At 65.3% G+C, this 22,077-nt stretch carries 19 protein-coding genes; 9 read left to right on the plus strand and 10 right to left on the minus strand.

Features of this window, described 5'->3' with window-relative positions:
• Positions 1-42 precede the first annotated feature (42 nt).
• On the minus strand, positions 43-2,598 hold the full coding sequence (gene glgP, locus EL272_RS08180; RefSeq protein WP_014846724.1) for an alpha-glucan family phosphorylase: 2,556 nt from the start codon (positions 2,596-2,598) through the stop codon (positions 43-45).
• A gap of 56 nt (positions 2,599-2,654) precedes the next feature.
• On the opposite strand from glgP, the gene EL272_RS08185 reads away from it, so the two are divergent.
• From EL272_RS08185 to EL272_RS08220, 8 genes are all read left to right on the plus strand, one after another.
• The gene (locus tag EL272_RS08185; RefSeq protein WP_061786940.1) at positions 2,655-4,655 is read left to right on the plus strand and encodes a maltotransferase domain-containing protein; all 2,001 of its coding nucleotides are present in this window, start codon (positions 2,655-2,657) and stop codon (positions 4,653-4,655) included.
• Between the two features lie 3 nt (positions 4,656-4,658).
• Complete coding sequence (locus tag EL272_RS08190; protein ID WP_061786939.1) at positions 4,659-5,900, plus strand: phosphotransferase; 1,242 nt, start codon at positions 4,659-4,661, stop codon at positions 5,898-5,900.
• A 10-nt stretch (positions 5,901-5,910) separates the two neighbouring features.
• A complete protein-coding gene (gene glgB / locus EL272_RS08195; RefSeq protein WP_061786938.1) occupies positions 5,911-7,806 on the plus strand; it encodes a 1,4-alpha-glucan branching protein GlgB in 1,896 nt (631 codons plus the stop codon).
• Positions 7,803-8,579, plus strand: coding sequence for an NUDIX hydrolase (locus EL272_RS08200; RefSeq protein ID WP_082793756.1), 777 nt, complete (start codon positions 7,803-7,805; stop codon positions 8,577-8,579). Before glgB ends, EL272_RS08200 begins: the two co-directional genes overlap by 4 nt.
• 88 nt (positions 8,580-8,667) lie before the next feature.
• Positions 8,668-9,696, plus strand: a complete 1,029-nt coding sequence (locus tag EL272_RS08205; RefSeq protein WP_110644189.1) for a siderophore ABC transporter substrate-binding protein — start codon at positions 8,668-8,670, stop codon at positions 9,694-9,696.
• Positions 9,693-10,706 carry an ABC transporter permease gene (locus tag EL272_RS08210; RefSeq protein WP_014846730.1) on the plus strand — a complete coding sequence of 338 codons (1,014 nt, stop codon included), beginning with the start codon at positions 9,693-9,695 and terminating at the stop codon, positions 10,704-10,706. The genes EL272_RS08205 and EL272_RS08210 overlap by 4 nt, the downstream gene beginning before the upstream one ends.
• Positions 10,699-11,718, plus strand: coding sequence for an iron chelate uptake ABC transporter family permease subunit (locus tag EL272_RS08215; RefSeq protein ID WP_061786936.1), 1,020 nt, complete (start codon positions 10,699-10,701; stop codon positions 11,716-11,718). Before EL272_RS08210 ends, EL272_RS08215 begins: the two co-directional genes overlap by 8 nt.
• On the plus strand, positions 11,715-12,470 hold the full coding sequence (locus tag EL272_RS08220) for an iron ABC transporter ATP-binding protein (protein WP_061786935.1): 756 nt from the start codon (positions 11,715-11,717) through the stop codon (positions 12,468-12,470). The genes EL272_RS08215 and EL272_RS08220 overlap by 4 nt, the downstream gene beginning before the upstream one ends.
• A 156-nt stretch (positions 12,471-12,626) precedes the next feature.
• Here the strand turns inward: EL272_RS08220 and EL272_RS08225 are convergent, their stop codons facing one another.
• The 9 genes from EL272_RS08225 to EL272_RS15430 form a co-directional block, all read right to left on the minus strand.
• Positions 12,627-13,457: a metallophosphoesterase gene (locus EL272_RS08225; protein WP_061786934.1), complete on the minus strand. Its 831-nt coding sequence runs from the start codon at positions 13,455-13,457 to the stop codon at positions 12,627-12,629.
• Positions 13,450-15,180 (minus strand): 2-isopropylmalate synthase, encoded by a 1,731-nt coding sequence (leuA, locus tag EL272_RS08230; protein ID WP_061786933.1) that lies wholly within the window; start codon positions 15,178-15,180, stop codon positions 13,450-13,452. Before leuA ends, EL272_RS08225 begins: the two co-directional genes overlap by 8 nt.
• Positions 15,181-15,310: 130 nt before the next feature.
• Positions 15,311-16,237: a GTPase Era gene (gene era / locus EL272_RS08235; RefSeq protein ID WP_014846736.1), complete on the minus strand. Its 927-nt coding sequence runs from the start codon at positions 16,235-16,237 to the stop codon at positions 15,311-15,313.
• Positions 16,230-17,537, minus strand: coding sequence for a hemolysin family protein (locus EL272_RS08240; protein WP_061786932.1), 1,308 nt, complete (start codon positions 17,535-17,537; stop codon positions 16,230-16,232). Before EL272_RS08240 ends, era begins: the two co-directional genes overlap by 8 nt.
• A gap of 86 nt (positions 17,538-17,623) precedes the next feature.
• Positions 17,624-18,106, minus strand: coding sequence for an rRNA maturation RNase YbeY (gene ybeY, locus EL272_RS08245; RefSeq protein WP_061786931.1), 483 nt, complete (start codon positions 18,104-18,106; stop codon positions 17,624-17,626).
• Positions 18,103-19,029 carry a PhoH family protein gene (locus EL272_RS08250; RefSeq protein ID WP_041697520.1) on the minus strand — a complete coding sequence of 309 codons (927 nt, stop codon included), beginning with the start codon at positions 19,027-19,029 and terminating at the stop codon, positions 18,103-18,105. The genes ybeY and EL272_RS08250 overlap by 4 nt, the downstream gene beginning before the upstream one ends.
• A gap of 165 nt (positions 19,030-19,194) precedes the next feature.
• The gene (locus EL272_RS08255; RefSeq protein WP_061786930.1) at positions 19,195-20,199 is read right to left on the minus strand and encodes a sugar phosphate isomerase/epimerase family protein; all 1,005 of its coding nucleotides are present in this window, start codon (positions 20,197-20,199) and stop codon (positions 19,195-19,197) included.
• Positions 20,200-20,228: 29 nt separating this feature from the next.
• On the minus strand, positions 20,229-20,402 hold the full coding sequence (locus tag EL272_RS15425; protein WP_197720247.1) for a hypothetical protein: 174 nt from the start codon (positions 20,400-20,402) through the stop codon (positions 20,229-20,231).
• Positions 20,403-20,468: 66 nt separating this feature from the next.
• Positions 20,469-20,831, minus strand: coding sequence for a Gfo/Idh/MocA family protein (locus EL272_RS15430; protein WP_197720331.1), 363 nt, complete (start codon positions 20,829-20,831; stop codon positions 20,469-20,471).
• 174 nt (positions 20,832-21,005) lie between these two features.
• On the opposite strand from EL272_RS15430, the gene EL272_RS08265 reads away from it, so the two are divergent.
• Positions 21,006-22,061, plus strand: a complete 1,056-nt coding sequence (locus EL272_RS08265; RefSeq protein ID WP_061786928.1) for a LacI family DNA-binding transcriptional regulator — start codon at positions 21,006-21,008, stop codon at positions 22,059-22,061.
• Positions 22,062-22,077: the final 16 nt, after the last annotated feature.

Raw genomic sequence — 22,077 nt, forward strand, 5'->3', positions numbered from 1 at the left:
GGGGCTTTCCGGTTGCGGCGTGCCGGCAGGGCACGGCCCGGGTCACCTGATGACGGCGGACAACCCCATCTCGGAGTCGCTGGCCAGCAGCGGATGCGAGGGCACCATGCGGGCCAGGCAACCGATCTGTCCCGCGTAGCGGGTGGGGATCTCGGCGACGAACCGGGTCACCCCGTCCGCCTCCCCGACGGGAACCGTCGGGTACTTGCGGATGTTGTGGAGCCTGTCCTCGTTGTCGACGTCGCCGAAGATCAGCTGCACCGCGACGTCCTCGGCCCTCAGGGCACCGAGCCGGACGTCAACGGTCGGACGCAGGACGGTGCCGGTCTCGAGCTGCCCGATGACACCGACGTCGAGGCCGACGACCTGGGCGGTGTGCCAGTCGCGGCGGATCCGTTCCTTCCACTTCGCCAGGTCGGCGGCGACGCCATCATCGTTCCGGGCGGCGAGGGAACGCGCGGCCGGGGTGTAGTAGTCGGTGACGTAGTCGCGGACCATGCGGGAGGCGAGGATCTCCGGGCCGAGTTCGGAGATGCAATCGCGCATCATCTTGAGCCACTCGGCGGGGTTGCCGTTCGCGTCGAGGGTGTAGAAGCGCGGGATGATCTCGTTCTCGATGATCGAGTAGAGGAACTCGGCCTCCGCGGCGTCACGCTCGGCCTGGTCCGTGATGCCCTCCGCCGAGGGAATCTCCCAACCGAACCTCGGTGAGTACAGTTCGTCCCACCAGCCGTCGCGGATGGACAGGTTCGCGGCGCCGTTGAGGGCTGCTTTCATGCCGGAGGTGCCGCAGGCCTCGTAGGGCCGCAGCGGGTTGTTGACCCACACGTCGCAGCCCGGGTACAGGGGACGGGCCAGGGACATGTCGTAGTCGGGCAGGAAGACCAGTTTGCCGCGCACGTCGTCCTGGTCGGAGAACTGCACCATCTGCTGGATCAGCGACTTGCCGATGTTGTCGGCGGGGTGGGCCTTGCCCGCGATCACGATCTGGATGGGCGTGGTGGGGTGGTTGAGGAGGGCCTTCAGGCGCTCCGGGTTCGACAGCATCAGCGTCAGGCGCTTGTAGGAGGCGCCGCGGCGGGCGAAACCGAGGGTCAGGACCCGCGGGTTCAGTGCCTCGGAGGTCCAGTCGGCGGGGATGCCCCGGGCCTTGCAGGACTCCGCCAGGCGTTTGCGCGCCATCTGGATCATGGAGGAACGCAGCTGTCGTTTCAGGCCCCAGAGGGTGTCGTCGTCCACTTCCTGGATGGCGGCCCAGTCGTAGCCGTCGACGACCGTGCTGGCGTCGTCGGTGTGCGCCTTCAGGATCTCCAGGAGCTCCGGGTGGATCCAGGTGCGGTGGTGGACACCGTTGGTGACGGAACCGATGGGCACCTCGGTGGCGTCGAAGTCCTGCCACAGGCCGTTGAACATCTCCCGCGAGACCTCGCCGTGAAGCTTGGAGACACCGTTGGCGCGCTGGCCGAGCCTCAACCCGAGGACGGCCATGTTGTAACGCGACGGGTCGCCGCCGTGGTAGGTCTCGGAACCGAAGGACATGATGGCATCCAGCGGCAGCCCGGGATCGAAGTTCGCGAACTGGTGCTCCACGAGGCTCTTGTCGAAACGGTCGATTCCCGCCGGCACGGGAGTGTGGGTGGTGAAGACGGTTCCGGCGCGGGTCAACTCGATGGCAGTGGGAAGGTCATGCCCATCGGCCAGGTACTCGCGGATGCGTTCGAAACCGAGGAACCCGGCATGGCCCTCGTTGCAGTGGTAGACATCGGGCTGGGGACGACCGGTGATCTCGCAGTAGCGGCGCAGTGCCCGGACACCACCGATGCCAAGGACGACCTCCTGCGCGAGACGGTGCTCGGTGCCGCCGCCGTAGAGCCGGTCAGTGATGTTGCGGGCCTCAGGGTCGTTGTCGTCGCGGTCGGTGTCGAGCATCAGCAGCGGGATGCGGCCGACGGAGGCCACCCAGATGGAGGCGAAGACCTCCCGCCCGGAGACCTCCACGCTGATCTCCTGCGGGTTCCCGGCGGAATCCAGCAGGCGGGCCACGGGCATTTCGTTGGAGGGCAGCACCGGGTAGCGTTCCTGCTGCCACCCGGAGGCGTTCAGCCACTGCCGGAAATACCCGAACCGGTAGAGCAGGCCGACCCCGATCAGGGGCAGGCCGAGGTCGGAGGCCGCCTTCAGGTGGTCGCCGGCGAGGATTCCCAGGCCACCCGAGTACTGGGGAAGCACCTGGCTGACGCCGAACTCGGCGGAGAAGTAGCCGATGCCCGCGGGCGCTCCCTTGTTCTCGGCGGCGTAGCGCTGGAACCACAGGTCGGCGGAGAGGTAGTTGACCAGATCGTCGTGGAGGAGACCCACGTTACGGGCGAAGACGTGGTCGGCCGCGAGCTGCTGGACCCGTTCGGGACGCACCGCGGACAGCAGTTTCACGGGGTCCTCTCCCACTTCCTCCCAGAGTTTCGGGTCGATTGCCCGGAAAAGATCCCGGGTTTCCTGATGCCACGACCAGCGAAGATTCTTCGCCAGCGCATCGAGCTTCGCGATGCGTTCGGGCAGCACAGGATGAACGGTGAATCGTCGGAATGCACGCACGAGCATAAATTACATTGACTCACCCCGGCACACGAAACCCTGAAGAAGATAGGGTGGTTCCTGTGAACCACCCCACACCAGCCAGAGCACACCTGCGACGCACCGAAGGCGGTTTCGGCCGCATCCCGGTAACGGGGGTTTCCCCCGTGATAGCCGACGGCGCCTACCCGGTAAAGGCCGTGGCGCATGAACGAATCCTGATCAGCGCGAACGTGTTCCGCGAGGGCCACGACGCCGTGAACGCATCGGTGATCCTCACCGCCCCGCACGGAACCCAGCGCCGGATCGACATGACCCAGGTCGAACCCAAGGGGCTCGACATCTGGCAGGCCCATGTCCGCATGGCGACCGAAGGGGACTGGACCTTCCGCGTCGAGGGCTGGTCCGATCCCTGGGGCACCTGGCGCCACAACGCGCTTGCGAAGCTGCCGCTGGGCATGGACGTGGAATTGCTCTGCCTGGAGGGCCGGGAGCTCTTCCACGAGGCGGCCGAGACCGCCGAGCAGTCCCGTGTGATGGCGGCATCCCACCTGCTACGCGCCGCGGCCGAGGCGCTGAACCCAAACACCCCCGTCAGCGAGATCGAGGATCTGGTCAACTCGCGTCCCATCGAACGCGCCATGGCGCGGTTCGGCCCCCGGGAAGCGATCTCCGCCACCCAGGAATACCCGATCCGCGTCGAACGCCGCCGCGCCCTCTACTCGTCGTGGTACGAGTTCTTCCCGCGCTCCCAGGGGGCCATGCGCGACGAGGAGGGCAACTGGATCTCGGGTGGTTTCGACTCCTCGCACTCGCGTCTCGAGGCGATCGCGGCGATGGGTTTCCACGTGGCCTACCTGCCCCCGATCCATCCCATCGGTTCGGCCTTCCGGAAGGGGAAGAACAACAGTCTCGACCCGGCCCCCGACGACCCGGGGTCCCCGTGGGCCATCGGTTCTCTCGACGGCGGGCACGACGCCATCCACCCCGACCTGGGTGATCTCGAGTCCTTCGAGCGGTTCGTCGCGAAGGCGAAGTCCCTCGGACTGGAGTTGGCCCTCGACCTCGCCCTCCAGGCCTCCCCCGACCATCCGTGGGTGCAGGAACATCCCGAATGGTTCACCACCCGCCTGGACGGGACCATCGCCTACGCGGAGAACCCGCCCAAGAAGTACCAGGACATCTATCCCCTGAACTTCGACAACGATCCCGAGGGCATCTACCAGGAGGTGCTGAGGGTCGTGCAGCTGTGGATCGACCGCGGCGTGACGATCTTCCGGGTGGACAACCCCCACACCAAACCCGTGGAGTTCTGGGACTGGTTGCTGGAGCGGGTGCACGAGACCAACCCGGAGGTCATCTTCCTGGCCGAGGCCTTCACCAAACCGCAGATGATGGCGGCCCTCGGTAAGGTCGGTTTCCAGCAGTCGTACACGTATTTCACTTGGCGCGTCGCGAAGTGGGAGCTCACGGAATACCTGACGGAGCTGAGCCGGGACATGGCCCCCTACTACCGGCCCAATTTCTTCGTCAACACCCCGGATATTCTGCCCTTCCACCTGCAGTCCGGGAATCCCGCGATCTTCGCCATCCGCGCGATCCTGGCCGCCACACTATCGCCCTCGTGGGGCGTCTACTCGGGTTTCGAGCTGTTCGAGCACACCCCCCTGGCCCCGGGACGTGAGGAATACCTGAACTCGGAGAAGTACGAGTACCGCCCACGGGACTTCACCGAGGAACCGAACCTGAACCTGCTCCTGGGGACCCTGAACGGGATCCGCGAGAAGCACCAGGCCCTGCAGCAGCTGCGCGACATCCACTTCCACCACGCCCCGCACGACTCGGTGATGGCCTACTCGAAACACGACGGGGACGACGTCATGCTGGTGGTCTGCTCACTGGATCCGGACAACACCGTGGAGTCCGAGGTCTACCTGGACCTCCCGGCTCTGGGGCTTCCCCCGGGAGCTGCCGTCGAGGTCCACGACGAGCTGTCGGGCGACACCTACATCTGGGGTGAGAAGAACTGGGTTCGCCTTTACCCAGGCAAGCCCGCCCACATCTTCCACGTCACCTCACGCTGAACCATGAACCGCAACCACGACCCACTGCTCGGGGCGCTCTGGAAGCTAGCCGAAAATGCCCGGTGGTTCTCCGGGCGTTCCCGCGGCGGGGTTCCCCGCCAAGTAGAACTCACCGACTGGTTCCGGCCGCCGGGAGAAGCCAGCCCCGGGCTGCGAAGCGCCCTGCTGGAGGTGGCCTACCCGACGGGGGAAACAGAGAGATACCACGTGCCACTGGCCTTCCACGCCGCCGGGGACTGCCCCACGGACCCCTTGGCGCGCATCGAATTGGAAGGAACCGGTTTCGATGTCGCGGAGGTCGCGGACGAACCCGCCGCGATGACCGCGCTGCTCGACTGCCTATCCTCCGGCGCACCGGGTTTCGTGGCCACCCGGGAGGTTCCCTCCGGGCTCCCGGGCCGCCGCTACCGCGGGGAACAGTCGAACACGTCGATTTTCTTCGGGGACCTGATCGTCGGAAAGATCTTTCGTCGCATCGAGAACGGCCCGAACGTCGATGTCGAGATGCACCGGGCCCTGTCCGGTTCCGGTGCGGTGGCGGAGCTTTTCGGCTGGTGGGAGTGGCGTGGGGCGCACCTCGGGGTGTTCCTGGAGGCGCTGCCCGATCCGCGCGACGGATTCGTCGAGGCCTGCCGGGCCGCCGGGACCGGAACCGGTTTCACTGAGCAGGCCCGGGAACTGGGCCGCCAGCTGAACCGGGTGCACGACCTTTTGGCCAGTCGTTTCCCCACCGGCAGACTGCACGGACGGAAACTGGTGGCCCAGTTCCGGGCACGACTGGACGCCGCCGCATCTGAGGTTCCGCTGCTCGAGAGGTTCCGCGGCCCGGCGCTGCGGGCCTATTCCGCCATTGAGGAACTCGAGTTGCCGATCCAGCGCATCCACGGGGACTGCCATCTCGGTCAGGCGCTGTCGACCCGGAACGGCTGGCGCTACGTCGACTTCGAGGGCGAACCCATCAAATCGTTGCAGGAGAGACGCGAGCCCGATTCCCCGCTGCGGGACGTGGCCGGCATGTTGCGCTCCTTCGACTACGCCGCGGCCAGCGGGCACGCCTCCGAGGGCTGGCGGGACGACGCCCGGGCGGCCTTCCTGGATGGCTACGGTGGCTCCACCGGGACCTTGGCGGATGTCCTGCTCGCCTACGAGGTGGACAAGGCCGTCTACGAGGTGGTCTATGAAACCCGGAATCGCCCCACTCACCTCCGTATCCCGGTAGATTATCTGACAGGCATCGAGTCTTGAGGAGCTGACAATGGCGCATGATCCGTTTGGCGGACTGACCGGCTGGGACCTGGAAGGATTCCACAACGGTGGCGACACCGAACTCTGGAAGCGTCTTGGTGCCTTCCAGTGCACGGTCGAGGACGACGAGAGGGGACCCATCGAAGGCGTCAGGTTCGCGGTCTGGGCCCCCAATGCTCGCGCGGTGCAGGTGATCGGTGATTTCAACTGGTGGACCGGCGACCCGATGCAGCTGATTCCCGGTTCCGGGGTGTGGGGCACCTTCATCGAGGGTCTCAAGGAGGAAACGCTCTACAAGTTCCGCATCCAGGGACCCGACGGTGTCTGGCGGGAGAAGGTCGATCCGCTGGCCCGGTTCTCCGAGCAGGCCCCGGCCAATGCCTCGATCGTCTACGAGTCGAAGTACATCTGGTCCGATGACGAGTGGATCGCGAAACGGGAGAAGTCACTGCCCTACAAGGAGCCGATGAGCATCTACGAGGTGCATCTCGGCGGTTGGCGACGCGGCAAGAGCTACCTGGACCTGGCCGAGGAACTCGTCTCCTACGTCAAGTGGCAGGGCTACACCCACGTTGAGTTCATGCCCCTGGCGGAGCACCCGTTCGAACCGAGCTGGGGTTACCAGGTGACCGGCTACTACTCCCCCACGAGCCGTTTCGGCAAACCCGACGATCTGCGGTTCCTGATCGACAAGCTCCACCAGGCCGGGATCGGTGTGATCCTCGACTGGGTGCCGGGACACTTCCCGAAGGATGACTGGGCGCTGGGTCGTTTCGACGGGACCGCCCTGTACGAGCATGCCGACCCCCGCCAGGGCGAACACATGGACTGGGGAACCTACATCTTCAACTACGGTCGCAACGAGGTGAAGAGCTTCCTGGTCTCCAACGCCCTGTACTGGCTGTCCGAGTTCCACATCGACGGCCTGCGGGTCGACGCGGTGGCTTCCATGCTCTACCTCGACTACTCGCGCGCCGAGGGCCAGTGGGTGCCGAACAAGTACGGGGGTCGCGAAAACCTGGAGGCCATCGACTTCCTGCGCTACGTCAACCGGCACATGTACGAACGCCATCCGGGGACGATGATGATCGCCGAGGAGTCCACCAGTTTCCCGGGGGTCACCAAACCCGTCGACAAGGATGGGCTCGGTTTCGGTTTCAAGTGGAACATGGGCTGGATGAACGACACCCTGCGCTACTTGGCGCTGGATCCGGTCTACCGCCAGTACGAGCACAATCTGCTGACGTTCGCGATGGTCTACCAGTACTCCGAGAACTTCATCCTGCCGATCAGCCACGACGAGGTCGTGCACGGCAAGGGTTCGATGATCAACAAGGTGCCCCAGGACGACTGGCGCAAGTTCGCCACTCTTCGCGCCTTCTACTCGTTCATGTGGAGTTTCCCCGGCAAGCAGCTGGTTTTCATGGGTTCCGAGTTCGCCCAGCGCCCAGAGTTCAACGAGGCCACCAGCCTGGAGTGGTGGGTCACGGAACTCTGGGGACACGGGGGCCTGCAGCGGCTGTTCCGCGACCTCAACATGATCTACCGAGACAATCCCCCGCTGTTCGAACTGGACAACGCCCCGGAGGGTTTCACCTGGATCAACGCCGACGACAGGGGGCACAACACATTGAGCTGGGTGCGCAACGACTCCCGGGGAAACCACGTGGCCTGTTTCACCAACTTCTCCCCCGAGCCGCTGCGCGACTACCCCATCGGGCTGCCCGCCGACGGCGAGTGGGAGGAAATCCTGAACACGGACTCGGAGACCTACGATGGCTCCGGGCAGTTCGGCAATCTGGGTGTGGTCACCGCGCACGACGAACCGTGGGGACACTTCCCGGCCAGCGCTGAGGTGACCATTCCCCCGCTGGGCTCGATCTGGTTGCGGCACAAGGCCAAGTGAGCGACTTCAGGGTCCAGGTGGACATCGCCGGCGGGGTGGGCCAGCTCCGCTGGGAGGAACAGGTGGTGGACGCCGCCACCCTGGAGCGGGCGGTTTCCCTGGCCGCCGACGACGCCATCCTGGCCCACGACCTGCGGCGGTTACAGTGCGACATCCCGGCCACGGACCATGCAGCCATGGTTGCGCTGCACCGCTGCGGTTTCCGGCGGGAGGGCAGGTTGCGTTCGGCCCTGCTCACCCCGTCGGGGCACCTGGTGGACGTGCTGATCTACGCCCGCCTGGCGGTGGATCCGGTCTACGGCCCGCACGGTTTCTCCGGAGTGATGAACTCGGTGTTGCCGACGAAACGCGTCATCGCCCACGTCGTCTTCCGCGACGAGACCGGCCGGGTGTTGCTTACCGAGACGGCCTACAAGGAAGACTGGGAACTTCCCGGCGGGGTGGTGGACCCGGATGAGTCGCCCCGCACCGGGGGCCGCCGTGAACTGCTCGAGGAGATCGGCCTCGACATCGCCCTCGGTGAACCCGCCATCACCGACTGGATGCCACCCCATCTCGGCTGGGGCGATGCCATCGAGTTCATCTACGACGGCGGTGTCCTGCCCGGCACAATCGCCCGCTGCCTCGCTCCCCGGGACCGGGAACTCAGGGCGATCCACTGGGTCCCACGTGAGGAGCTCCCGGACAGGGTGAGCGAACTGTCGGCCCGGAGGATCAATCTGCTCCTCGATGGCTACCGGGGTGCCACGGAGAACGGGATGCGGATTCCCTGACCGGGCGGCTGACACACCAGCCCTTACTTTTTCGCAATTAATAGGGTTGACTTGCCTTGCCCGAGTCCGGCAACCGCATAGGAGAACCGTGATTATCTCGAAGACCCGTCTGCTACCCGCCTTGGCCGCCCTCGTGAGCGTGAGCATCGGCCTCACCGCCTGCGGCGGCGCGAGCTCGCAGCCGAGCGACTCCGCCAACGCCTCGCAGTCCGCTGGGGCCACCACTGTGACCGTCCAGGACAACCGTGGCTCCGTGACCGTCCCGGTGCCCGCCAAGAGCGTCATCGTCACCGACAACCGCCTGTTCCAGCCCCTCCAGGAATGGGGGGTGAAGCTTTCTGCCGCCCCGCAGGACATCATGCCAAAGGGATCCCCGTACAAGACCGACAGTTCCATCGTGAATCTCGGGAACCACCGGGAACCCAACATGGAGGCCGCGGTCGGAGTTCAGCCCGACCTGATCATCAACGGGCAGCGTTTCAAGGACAGGTACGACCAGTTCAAGCAGCTGACCCCCGAGGCCGCCCTCGTGGACATCGACATCCGCGATGAGAAGGACGAAAACGGGAAGCCCAAATACAAGTTCGACGAGGAGTTGAAACGCCAGGTAACCGTGGCCGGGGAGATCTTCGGCAAGAAGGATGAGGCCGCCAAGCTGGTGAGCGATTTCGACGCCTCGATCGCCCGCGTGAAGGCGGCCTACAAGTCCGGTTCCAAGGTGATGGCCGTCATCGTCTCGAAGGGCAAGGTCAACTACTCCGCCCCCGGTTCCGGCCGCACGCTCGGGCCCGTCTTCGAGATTCTCGGTCTCACCCCCGCCCTGGAGAGCAAGGGCAGCAGCGACCACCAAGGCGACGAGATCTCCGTCGAGGCCATCGCCCAGTCCAACCCGGACTGGATCCTCGTAATGGACCGCGACGCAGCCATCACCGCCGAGGGGGAAACCGCCACCCCGGCCTCCGACGTGATCGCGGGTTCCGCTCCCCTGCAGAACGTGACGGCCGTCACCAAGAAACAGATCGTCTACATGCCCACCGACACCTACCTCAATGAGGGCATCCAGACCTACACCAAGTTCTTCAACGACGTGGCAGACGCCATGGAGAAGTCTGCGTGACCGAACCGAAAACCGCCGGGGACGAGACCGACAGCCGAGTCCCCGGCGGTGCCGCGTCCCGGCAACGGCTGTTCACCGCTCCCCTGCTGCTGGGGCTCCTCGGGCTCCTGGCGCTGACCGTCTCTTCCCTCCTGGTAGGGGTCTACGACGTGTTCGGTTCCCCGGACGGCGCCTACATCTTCGCCCTGACCCGCATTCCCCGCACCGTCTCCCTGCTGCTGGCGGGCTCCGCCATGGCCATATCGGGCCTTGTGATGCAGCAGATCTCCCAGAACCGTTTCGTCGAACCCACCACCACCGGGACCACGGAGTGGGCAGGTCTGGGGCTGCTCTGTGTGCTGATCCTCTACCCGGAGGCACCGTTGATGGTGAAGATGGTGGCTGCCATCGCCGCCGCCTTCGGGGGCACAATGGTGTTCTTCCTGGTCCTGAGGCGCATCCAGTTGCGTTCCGCGATGATCGTCCCGATCGTCGGCATCATGCTGGGCGCGGTGGTCGGCGCCGTTTCCTCCTACCTGGCGCAGGCCACCAGCATGCTCCAGACGCTGGGGATATGGTTCCAGGGCTCGTTCTCCGCAGCGATCCAGGGACAGTACGAACCGGTGTGGGCCGTGGTGATCGTGGTCATCGGGGTCTTCCTGGTGGCGGACCAGTTCACGATCGCTGGTCTCGGAAAGGACGTCGCGACGAATGTCGGGATCGATCACCGGAAAGTGGTGCTGCTCGGCACCGGAATGATCGCGGCGGTCACCGGCATCATCACCGTGGTGATCGGCAACCTTCCCTTCCTGGGACTGGTCGTCCCGAACATCGTCTCCCTGCTGCGGGGCGACAATCTGCGTTCCAACCTGCCTTGGGTCTGCCTGACCGGGGCTGCGATGGTTACGGCCTGCGACATCGTGGGGAGACTCGTGATCATGCCCTTCGAGGTTCCCGTCGGCACCATCCTGTCGGTGGTCGGGGCGTTCGTGTTCGCCTTTCTCCTGTTGAGGAGGCGAGGAAATGCCTGAGACGATGACGCGCGCAGGCCACGGCGCCTTCGCCGATCCCCGGGCGGCACGACGCTACCGGGCCGCCCTGGCGATCCTGCTTCTCCTGGCCCCGGTCATCTGTTATTGCATTCTCGCCTGGCGCAATCCCATGCCCGTGGACTCGCCCGGTTTCTGGCGGATCGCCCAGGTGCGAGCCACATCCGTGGCCGTGATCCTGGTGGTCGCCTGGTGTCAGGCACTGGCGACGGTCGCTTTCCAGACCATCACCAACAACCGGATCATCACGCCCTCGATCATGGGGTTCGAGTCGCTGTACCGCCTGGTCCAGACCAGCATCGTTTTCTTCTTCGGCATCACCGGGTTGACCAGCATGAACAGCACAGGACAGTACCTCATGCAAGTCGGGCTCATGGTCGCCCTGGCGGCGCTGCTCTACGGCTGGATGCTCCGGAACGAGCGCACCAACATCCACCAGACGCTTCTGCTGGGCATCGTCATCGGAACGGGGCTCGGCGCCCTGTCCACCTACATGCAGAACCTCTTGAACCCGTCGGCGTTCGACATCCTGAGCGCCAGGCTCATCGGCAACATCTCAAATGCCGACGTGTCCCAGCTGACGGTCGCGACTCCCCTGGCTCTGGTAACCGGTGGATTGCTGCTGGCGATGTCGCGGACCCTCGACGTACTGGGGCTGGGACGCGACGCAGCCATCGGCCTGGGCGTGGATCACCGCCGCAATTCGCTGGTGATCCTGATGCTGGCGGCGGTGTTGATGGCCGTCAGCACCTCGCTGGTCGGCCCCATGTCGTTCCTCGGTTTCCTGGTGGCGATGACCGCCTACCAGCTGTCCGACACCCACGAGCACCGGTTCGTCCTCCCGATGGCCTGGCTGGTCGGGGTGGTGATCCTCGGTGGCGCCTACTTCATCCTGCGGCACATCTTCTACGCCACCGGCTCCGTGGGCATCATCATCGAGGCGGTGGGTGGCACCTTCTTCCTCATCCATCTCCTGCGAAAGGGACGACTGTGATCCTCGTAGACGCTGCCCTGAAGACATACAACTCCACGACGACCATCGGTCCCTTGGAACTCAAAATCCCCGAAGGCGGCATCACCGCCCTGGTGGGTCCCAACGGGGCCGGCAAATCCACGCTGCTGACCATGATCGGGCGCCTGCTGGGAATGGACGCCGGAACCATCGAGGTGGCAGGCATGAACGTGGCGACGGCCAAGTCCAAGGACCTCGCCAAGGTGTTGTCGGTGCTTCGTCAGGAGAACCATTTCGTGACCCGGCTGACGGTTCGCCAGCTGGTAGGTTTCGGTCGTTTTCCCCACTCACGGGGACACCTGAATGTCAAGGACATCGAGATCGTCGAGCAGGCCATTTCCTTCCTGCATCTGGAGGAGATCGCGAACCGTTTCATCGACGAGCTCTCGGGGGGTCAGCGGCAACGCGCCTACGTGGCCATGGTGCTGGCCCAGGACACCAGGTACGTGCTGCTGGACGAACCCTTGAACAACTTGGACATGGCCCATTCCGTGCAGATGATGCAGCACCTGCGCCGGGCCGCGAAAGAACTGGGACGCACGATCGTGATCGTGCTGCACGACATCAATTTCGCCGCCACCTACGCAGACAAGATCATCGCCATGAAGAACGGGCAGGTGGCGGCCAGCGGCAGCCCGGAAGAACTCTTCCGCGAGGAGGTTCTGACGGGGATCTTCGAGACCCCGGTGGAGATCATTCCGGGGCCGCACGGACCCGTGGCCGTCTATTTCTGATTCCGGTACGCGGAATGTCTTTCGCGCACCGGCGGGTCACCGTTAGAAGGCCAGCAATTCGGTTAGGGGAATCGTTCTGCGGGAAACCACCCCCGGGTCCTTCCCCTGCTCCCGAGAGCACCCGGTTGTTCTGCATCCATTCCGGCATCGTCCAGCTCAGGGATGAAACACGTGAAGCACGATCTGCGACTGCACCAGAAACCTCAGGTCCATTCCTGTCACACCGACCCCGGAGTCGATGTACAACGCCGCCTTTCCCACCTGATAGCGGCCCCGGCTGTACTTCGGGAAGAGTCCCTGCCCCGGTACATGGATCGCACCGATGAACGGCATCGCGACCTGTCCCCCATGGGTGTGACCGCACACGGCGTAGTCGATGTCCGCCTTCTCCAGCTGGGGCAGGATCTCCGGGGAATGGGTCAGCAGGAACCTGAAGCCCCCCGGTGCCCCTTTCAGAGCCTGGTCGAGGTGGGCGTGATCGGTGTAGGCATCACCCGCCCCCACCAGGGTGAAGCTTCCGAACTCCCCGGTGATCACCTCGTGTTCGTTGTCGATCAGTTTGATCCCGTGGCGGGTGTACAACTCGACCAGCTGCGGCAGGTCCCTCGACCAGTGGTCGTGGTTTCCCAGGACCGCGTACATCGGGATGCCGAGCTCCGCGAGCCGGGAGAACAGTTCCTTGAGCGGGTCGAGGGTTTCGTTGCGGGTGTTCAAGGTGTCCCCCGCGATGACTATCAGGTGCGGCCCGGCGTCGCGCACCTGGGTCACGATGCTCGCCAGCTGGGCGGGGTCGTCGCGCATGTGGATGTCGCTGAGCTGCATGATCCGCAGCTCCCCGGTCAGCTTGTCCGTGACGGTGGTCTCAGTGACCAACCGGGTGGTGTGCACCTCCCGGTACACCTCGGCGGCGACGGCGGCAGCAGCGCACACGGTGACGACGAGTGCCCACGCCAGCCGCCTCCGCCAGGGTTTCCCGCGTTCAGGCACGGGCGGCCCGGTTGAGTGCCGAGAGAATGGCCCTCATGGAAGCGCTGGTGATCGACGGATCCACGCCGACTCCCCAGAACACCTGCGCATCGTCCCCGGTGCCGAGTTCACACTCCACATAGGCCGCGGCCTTCGCATCCCCCCCGGATTCGAGGGCGTGTTCCGAGTAGTCGAGAACCCGGACCCGGGCGCCCGTTTCAGCCAGGGCATCGACGAAGGCGGACACGGGTCCGTTGCCCTCGCCCTCCACATCCACGTCGCGGCCCTTGGGGTCGTTGATGGTGGCGGTGATGCGGAACTGCCCGTTCTGCGACGACGAACCCGCGGAAGTGAGCGCCCAGTCCCCCTCTGACAGGTATTCGGCCGAGAAGATATCGACGATGTCCTTCGGGGAGAGCTCGCCGCCCTGGGCGTCGGTGTGCTGCTGCACCACGCGGCTGAACTCCATCTGGAGGCGGCGCGGCAGTTCCATCTTCGCCTCGGTCTTCATCAGGTAGGCCACCCCGCCCTTGCCGGACTGCGAATTCACCCGGATCACTGCCTCGTAGTTCCTGCCGACGTCGTGCGGGTCGATGGGCAGGTAGGGTGCCTCCCATTCGATCTCGGTGATGGGCTTCCCTGCACCTGCGGCCTGTTTCTCCAAGGACTCCAGGCCCTTCTTGATGGCGTCCTGGTGGGATCCGGAGAAGGCGGTGTACACCAGGTCCCCCGCGTACGGCTGGCGGGGGTGCACGGGCAGACCGGTGCAGTACTCGACGGTGCGGCGCACGTGATCAATGTCGTGAAAGTCCAGCTGCGGGTCGACACCCTGGGTGTAGAGGTTCAGGGCCAACGTCACCAGGTCGACGTTGCCGGTGCGCTCGCCGTGCCCGAACAGGCAACCCTCCACCCGGTCTGCTCCGGCCATCTGGCCCAGTTCCGCGGCGGCGACGGCAGTTCCCCGGTCGTTGTGCGGATGCAGCGAGACCACCACGAACTCCCGGTTGTCGATGTTGCGGCAGAAGTACTCGATCTGGTCGGCGTAGGTGTTCGGGGTGGAACGCTCCACGGTGGCGGGCAGGTTGAAGATGATCTCCCGGTTCTTGTCCGGTTGCCAGATCTCCGCCACGGCATTGCACACCTCGACGGCGAAATCCGTCGGGGTCTGGGTGAAGATCTCGGGGCTGTACTGGTATCCGAACTCGACCTCACCCAGGTACTTGTCCGCGTATTTCATGACCAGCTCGGTACCTCGCGTGGCGAGGTTCACGCACTCGGTTTCGTCGATGCCGAAAACCACCCGCCGGAACAGCTCGGCGGTCGCGTTGTACATGTGGATGGTGGCGCGGTGCGCCCCGATCAGGGACTCGGCGGTCCTGGCGATCAGGTCCTCCCGGGCCTGGGTCAGCACCGAGATGGTCACGTCCTCGGGCACGTGACCGCCGGTGATGAGCTGCCGGACGAAGTCGAAATCGGTCTGGGAGGCCGACGGGAAACCGATCTCTATCTCCTTGTAGCCCAGGGCCACGAGCAGTTCGAACATCCGCATCTTGCGGTTCGGGGTCATCGGGTCGATGAGGGCCTGGTTGCCGTCGCGCAGGTCGGTGGACAACCAACGGGGCGCTTTGGTGATGCGTTTGGCGGGCCAGGTGCGATCCGGAACCACCACCGGTTCGAAGGCGCGGTAGCGCCCAACGGGCATGGTTGTGGGAGTCTGCACGGGTTTGGGCTGGATGCGGGTCATTTGTTTCTCTCCTTGCTGGATGACAGCCAGGCACGCTAGGGCTCCGCAGCGAGGAGGCTGGCCGGTTCAGAACTGGGCCTCGCCGCGGCAGCGAAGGAGAAGGAATCGCTCTGCCATGCCCAGAAGCCTACTAGAAACCGAGCCTGTTCAGATATTTCGTATCGCGCTGCCACTCGCGCAGCACCTTGACGTGCAGGCTCAGGTGGACCGGGGTGCCCAGCAACCGGTTGATCTGGAGGCGGGCAGCGGTCCCGATCTCCCGCAGCCGGCTTCCCTTGTGGCCGATGATGATCCCCTTCTGGGAGTCGCGTTCCACGACGATGGAGGCGAACACGTCCAGGAGGGGTTTGTCCTCGGGACGGTCAGGACGCGGCAGGATCTCATCGATCACCACCGCTATGGAGTGCGGGAGTTCGTCGCGCACCCCTTCGAGGGCGGCCTCCCGGATCAGTTCGGCGATCAGCGTCTCCTCCGGTTCGTCGGTGACCTCCCCGTCGGGGTAGTACATCGGCCCTTCCGGCAGCAGGCGCAGCAGCACGTCACGGACCGTGTCCACCTGGTCGTTGTTGAGCGCGGAGCAGGGAACCACCTCGGCCCACTGGATGCCGAGTTCGTCCGCGAGTGCCGAGATGTCCACCAGGTGGGAGAGCACCCGTTCCTTGCTGACGAGGTCGGTCTTGGTGGCCAGGGCCACCAACAGGGGGCGGTTCGACAGCTCGGCGATCTGCGAGACGATGTAGCGGTCGCCGGGGCCGATCCGCTGGTCGCAGGGCAGGCAGACACCGACGACGTCCACCTCGGACCAGGTTTCGCGCACCATCTCGTTGAGGCGCTCCCCCAGCAGGGTGCGGGGCCGGTGCAGTCCGGGGGTGTCGATCAGCACCAGCTGTCCCGAGTCACAGGTGACTATGCCCCGCACCGCGTGCCTGGTGGTCTGGGGTTTCGAGGAGGCGATCGCGATCTTCTGACCCACCAAGGCGTTGGTCAGGGTGGATTTTCCCGCGTTGGGCCGCCCGACGAAGCAGGCGAAGCCGGAGTGGAACGGCTGGTCAGTCACTGGTTTCCTCCTTTTCCTCCCGGGATGTCTTCGGGGCGAGACACACCAGGACGGTCCCTATCTGGTGGCGACGTCCCACTGCGCGATCGGCCACCATTTCGATGCCTTCGTAGGTGACGCTGGAACCCGGGATGGGAACCACGTTGAGGAGTTTCGCCATCAACCCGCCGACGGTGTCGACCTCCTCGTCCTGCAGCGGGATGCCGAACAGTTCACCCAGCTCGTCAACGGGCAGCCGGGAACTGACCCGGTAGTGCCCGGGTTCCGGGAGTTCGGCGATGGCAGGGATCTCGTGGTCGTACTCGTCGACGATCTCACCCACGATCTCCTCGACGATGTCCTCCATCGTGCACAGGCCCGCGGTGCCGCCGAACTCGTCGATGACGATCACCAGGTGCGAGTGCCGCAGCTGCATGTCACGCAGCAGTTCCGAGGCGGGTTTGGAGTCGGGCACGAAACTGGCCGGGCGCATCAGGTCTCCGACGGTTTCGCTGCGTTCCGCGTCGGGGTAGTCGTAGACGCGCCTGGTTACGTCCTTCAGGTAGACCACGCCGAGTACGTCGTCGATGCCGCCATCACCCACCACGGGGATGCGGGAGAAACCGGATCGCAGGGCCAGCGACAGCAGCTGCCTGAGGGTGCGGTCCCTGGGAACCCAGACCATGTCGGTGCGCGGGACCATCACCTCCTTGACGAGGGTGTCGCCCAGCTCGAACACCGAGTGGATCATCTTCGATTCGCGCGCCTCGATCACCTCGTTCGCCTCGGCGATGTCGACGAGGTCCCGGAGCTCGGCCTCCGAGGCGAACGGGCCGTCCGAGAACCCACGCCCGGGGGTCAGCGCGTTCCCGAGCAGGATCATCAGTTGCGCGACCGGACCCAGCACCGTGGTCAGCAGCGAAACCAGGGGGGCGAAGGACCTCATGATCCGTTCCGGGTGTTGCCTCCCGATCGTTCTCGGGGCCACCCCCCACAGTATGAAGAACACCACCAGCAGGATCGCCACGAGCGTCACCAGCCGGGGTGCCGTGCCCTCGATGTTCTGGAAGACCACCAGAGCCACGAGCGCCATGGCCGTCGCCTCGAAGGACATCCGGGTGAACATCACGGCGTTGATGGAGGGGGCCGGGTCCTGGACTATCAACCGGATCCGTTCCGCCCCGCGCACCCCAGAATCGACCAGTTTCTCGGCCCGCCCCCGGGAGAACCCCGTGAGGGCGGTTTCGACGGCGACGAGCAGGGATGCGAGGATCGCGCAGACGAGTGCAACCGTCAGTTCTATCCACTGGGACTGGAACATGTGGAGGTGATCAACCAACCTTTGAAAGAAAACGCTTGGGCAGCCAGTCTAGTGGCGGTCCGCAACGGATCTGTCCGGCGCGCTTTTCAGCTGTTCACCGGCCGGTCGCTCCGACGGTTGTTGCGGGCCACCTCCCAGGCAGCGATGATCCTGTCGTTCAGCCCGAACATGACGGCCTTCTCCTCCGGTTCGGCGTGGTCGTGTCCCAGCAGGTGGAGCAGGCCGTGGATCAGAAGGTACTCGGCCTCAGCCGCCGGTTCCCGGCCGTTCTCGGCCGCCTGCCGGGCGGTCACCTGCGGGCAGAGCACGATGTCACCGAGCAACCCGAGGGGTGGCTCCTCGTCCTCGGCGGGTTCCCGCAGCTCGTCCATCGGGAAACTCATCACGTCGGTCGGGCCGGGCAGGTCCATGAAACGCTGGTGGTACTCGGCCATGGTTGCCTCGTCCACCAGGAGGATCGACAGATCCGCCTGAGGATGGATCCGCAGGCGGCTGAGGGCGAACCTGGCCAGGGCCACCAGACCCAGCTCGTCGGCCTGGACCCCGGATTCGTTGTTGATGTCGATCATCTGCCGCCCCTGCCCTGTTGGATGCTGTCATAGGAATCGTAGGCGGCAACGATCCTGCCGACCAGTTTGTGACGCACCACGTCACGGGCGGTGAGGGTGCAGAAGGCGATGTCCTCGACGCCGTCGAGGATCTGGGTGACCTGTCGCAACCCGCTGCGCACCCCGCCGGGAAGGTCGATCTGGGTGATGTCGCCCGTCACCACCACCTTGGAGCCGAACCCGAGCCGGGTGAGGAACATCTTCATCTGCTCCGAGGACGTGTTCTGGGCCTCGTCGAGGATGATGAAGGCGTCGTTGAGGGTGCGGCCGCGCATGTAGGCCAGGGGCGCAACCTCGATGGTGCCGGAGGTCAGGAGCTTCGGCACCGAGTCGGCCTCCACCATGTCGTGCAGCGCGTCGTAGAGGGGCCGCAGGTAGGGATCGATCTTGTCGTTCAGAGTGCCCGGCAGGAAACCCAGCCGCTCCCCAGCCTCGATCGCCGGGCGGGTCAGGATGATGCGGCTCACCTGTTTGGACTGCAGAGCCTGCACCGCCTTCGCCATGGCCAGGTAGGTCTTGCCAGTGCCCGCCGGGCCGATTCCGAAAACCACCGTGTGCCGGTCGATGGCATCCACGTAGCGTTTCTGGTTGAGGGTCTTCGGCCGCACGGTCCGGCCGCGCGCGGAGATGATGTCGGCGGTGAGGATCTCGGAAGGTTTCAGGTCCTCGGCGGCCAGGTTGATGACCCGCTCCACGGTTTCCTCGCTCAGGCCCTGGCCGGTGCGGATTATGGTGATGAGCTCGGTCAGGATCTCGACGGCAGAGGCCACGTCCCCCGGTTCCCCGGTCACCGTCACCTGGCTGCCGCGAACGTGGATGTCCGCGGCGAGCCGGTCCTCCAGCACCCGCAGGAAGGCGTCCCGGGGACCGAGCAGCGTCACCATGTCGATGGAGACCGGGACCGCGATCACCCGGCTCGCCCGCTGAACTTCGTCTCCCACAGATCCCCTTTCGCGGCCCGGACGACCCGGGCCCACGGCGATCCAGCTTAGAGGCTCCGGGCAAGGACCGACCGGCCGGGTTCCCGGACCCGGCCGGTCGGTCTCGGCTCATCCGGCCTGGAAGGCCGCCCAGGCAGACTTCAACACGTCGGCCGCCACCTGGAGTCCTTCGATGCGTCCGAGTTCGGTGTCCTCGTGCTCGATGTTGAGGCACATGTCCGGATCCACGTCGTGGAGGGCCCGGATGAACTCGGTCCAGTAGGCCACGTCGTGTCCCTTGCCCAGCGCGACGAAGTCCCACGACGAATCCTTCGGCCATTCGTTGGCCCACTCGCCGCCGCCGAGGTTGACGCGAGGCTCGTCCGGGGACAACCGTCGGAAACCGTTGTCCAGGACACCGTTCAACCTGGCGTTCTCGGCATTGATCCGGACGTCCTTCGCCGCGGCGTGGAGGATCAGCGACCCGAGCTCACGAACCACGGCCACCGGGTCGGCCTGCTGCCAGAACAGATGTGAGGCATCCATCTCGACCCCGATGTTCGTCGCACCGGTCAGCTCCACCAGTTTGCGGATGTCGCGGGCGTTGAACACGATGTTCTGGGGATGCAGTTCGAGCGCCACCTTGACCCCGTGGTCCCTGGCAAGCTGGTCGATCTCGCTCCAGAACTTAGCGGCGATCTCCCACTGGTAGTCGAGCACGTCGAGCGCGGCCGAGTTCCAGGCGTTGACGATCCAGTTCGGGTGCAGGGTTCCGGGCTCGCCACCGGGCAGCCCGGACATGGTCACCACCCGGTTCTGCCCGAGCGCAGCCGCCGCCCGGATGGAACGGCGGACGTCCTCGGCGTGCTTGTCCCCGATGATCGGGTTGGGGTGGAGGGGGTTGCCGTTGCAGTTGAGGCCCGCGATCTCCACTCCGGTGCCGTCGAAGCGCGCCAGATAGGCCTTCGCGGCGGCCGGGTCGGCGATGATCTCGTCGATCTCGGGGATGTGCACCGGAGGCAGGAAACCACCGGAGTTGATCTCGATGCCGTTCAACCCGAGGTCGGCGATCACCTTGATCGCATCCTCCAGTGGGCGGTTGTGCAGAATCGCGTTGTAGACACCGAGTTTCACAGGTTCACCTGCTTTCCGTTGTCCGCGGCCTACCGGGCGACGGCCGCGAGGATTTCCATGTTGTGGACACCTTCGTCGAAGGATGCGTTGCGGGGCAGGGATTCCTCCTCCGGGATTTCCGCGACCTCCTCCAGGAAGGCCCGGGCCTGGTAGGTGAAACCCTCGTTCTGGCCGAAACCGACACCGGAGACATCGATCGGCATGCCACCGGCCACGTAAGGGGGTCCGATCCGAGGTTCACGGTGCGGTAGCCGTTTCTGCCAGAGTGGTCATCGTTGAGGTACAGGCGGACCTGCGAGGGCGTGTCCTGGTGGAAGCTGGCGGCGGTAGGTTAGGCCGATACGAACCACGGAGAAGGCCTCCCGGGCCAGGTCGGCCATCTTCCGTGCCGAGGCCAGGGTGTCGGAGAGCGGTTTCTCGCACAGCACGTGCTTGCCGGCCTCGATGAGCCCCCTGACCACCTCGAGATGCAGGCTGTTCGCGATGACGACGCTGACCACCTGGATGTCGGGGTCGTCGGCGATGGCCCGCCAGTCCGTGTCGCTGCGCTCATAGCCGTAGCGGCGGCCGCTCGCCCGACTTCGGCGTTCATGTCTCCGGTGGAGACGTAGCGCAGGTCCGGGAGCGTGGATTCATAGAGTGTTGGTGCGACCCGGTAGGCGGCGGCATGGGCCTTGCCCGCCATACCGGCTCCGACGACGGCGATTCCTATGGTCATGCATCCTCCTCGATCACTATTTGGAGCGCTCCAAATAGCTTCAATGTAGAATCTGCAAGCGCTTCGTCAACACCCGGGAAGGAGAAAGATGACCTCGCCGTCATCCAAGCCCAGACCGACCATCTACGACGTGGCACGCGAGGCCGGGGTTTCGAAGTCGCTGGTCTCCCTGGTGCTGAACAACTCTCCTCTGGTTGCCGAGGCGAAACGGGAGGCGGTCCGGGACGCGATCCGGAAACTCGGTTACCGGCGCAGCCAGGCGGCCTCCTCCCTGGCGAGCAACCGGACACGGACCATCGGCCTGGTGATCGACGACTTCCGCAACCCGTGGTTCGTCGAGTTGCTGAACGGCCTGCGCACCACGATGGGGCCACACGGTTTCCACGTCGCGGTCAGGGAACACTTCACGCTGGGCGGCGCCACCATGAACGCCATCGACGGGTTCCGCGACACCCAGGTCGATGCCCTGGTCGTGGCGGCGGAACCGGGACGGGACTTCGAGGACCTGGGCATTCCCACGGTGCTGGAGGGCACGCGGTGCAACACCATCGAGGGGGCCGACCTGATCGGCAGCGACCAGGCCCAGGGAGTGAACCTCCTGATGGAACACCTGCGTTCCCTGGGACACGAACGCATCGGCCACGTCACCGGCGCCGGCGGCTCCGCCGACATCCGCCGCAGGGCATACTCGGAACTCATGGAATCGGCGGGCCTGGAACCCCTGGTGAACGGGTCCACGAACCCAACCAACGAGGAGGGCGGTTATCTGGGAACAGCCGAGCTGTTGCGGACACACCCCGGGCTGACCGCGGTCTTCACGGCCAACGACACCATGGCACTGGGGGCGCGCGCCGCGCTGCGTGAAACCGGATACGAGGTCCCGGGCGACGTGTCACTGATCGGCTTCGACAACTCGCAGCTCGCCCGGAGCCGTTTCCTGGACCTCACCACCGTGGACAATCACGCCTTCGATGTCGGCGTGGCCTGCGCCGAGGCGTTGTTGCGCCGGATCGCCGATCCCGGTGCCTCCCCGGGACACGTCACCATCCCGACCAGCCTGGTGATCCGCACATCGTCAGCGACACCGAGGACGCGGCGGGCCGGGGGAGCCGAACCGCGGGCACACGGGCCCGTGGAGCAATGACCGGCTGGGATTTCGG

Origin of the sequence: Arachnia propionica (genome assembly GCF_900637725.1) — a bacterium.
Taxonomy (GTDB): domain Bacteria; phylum Actinomycetota; class Actinomycetes; order Propionibacteriales; family Propionibacteriaceae; genus Arachnia; species Arachnia propionica.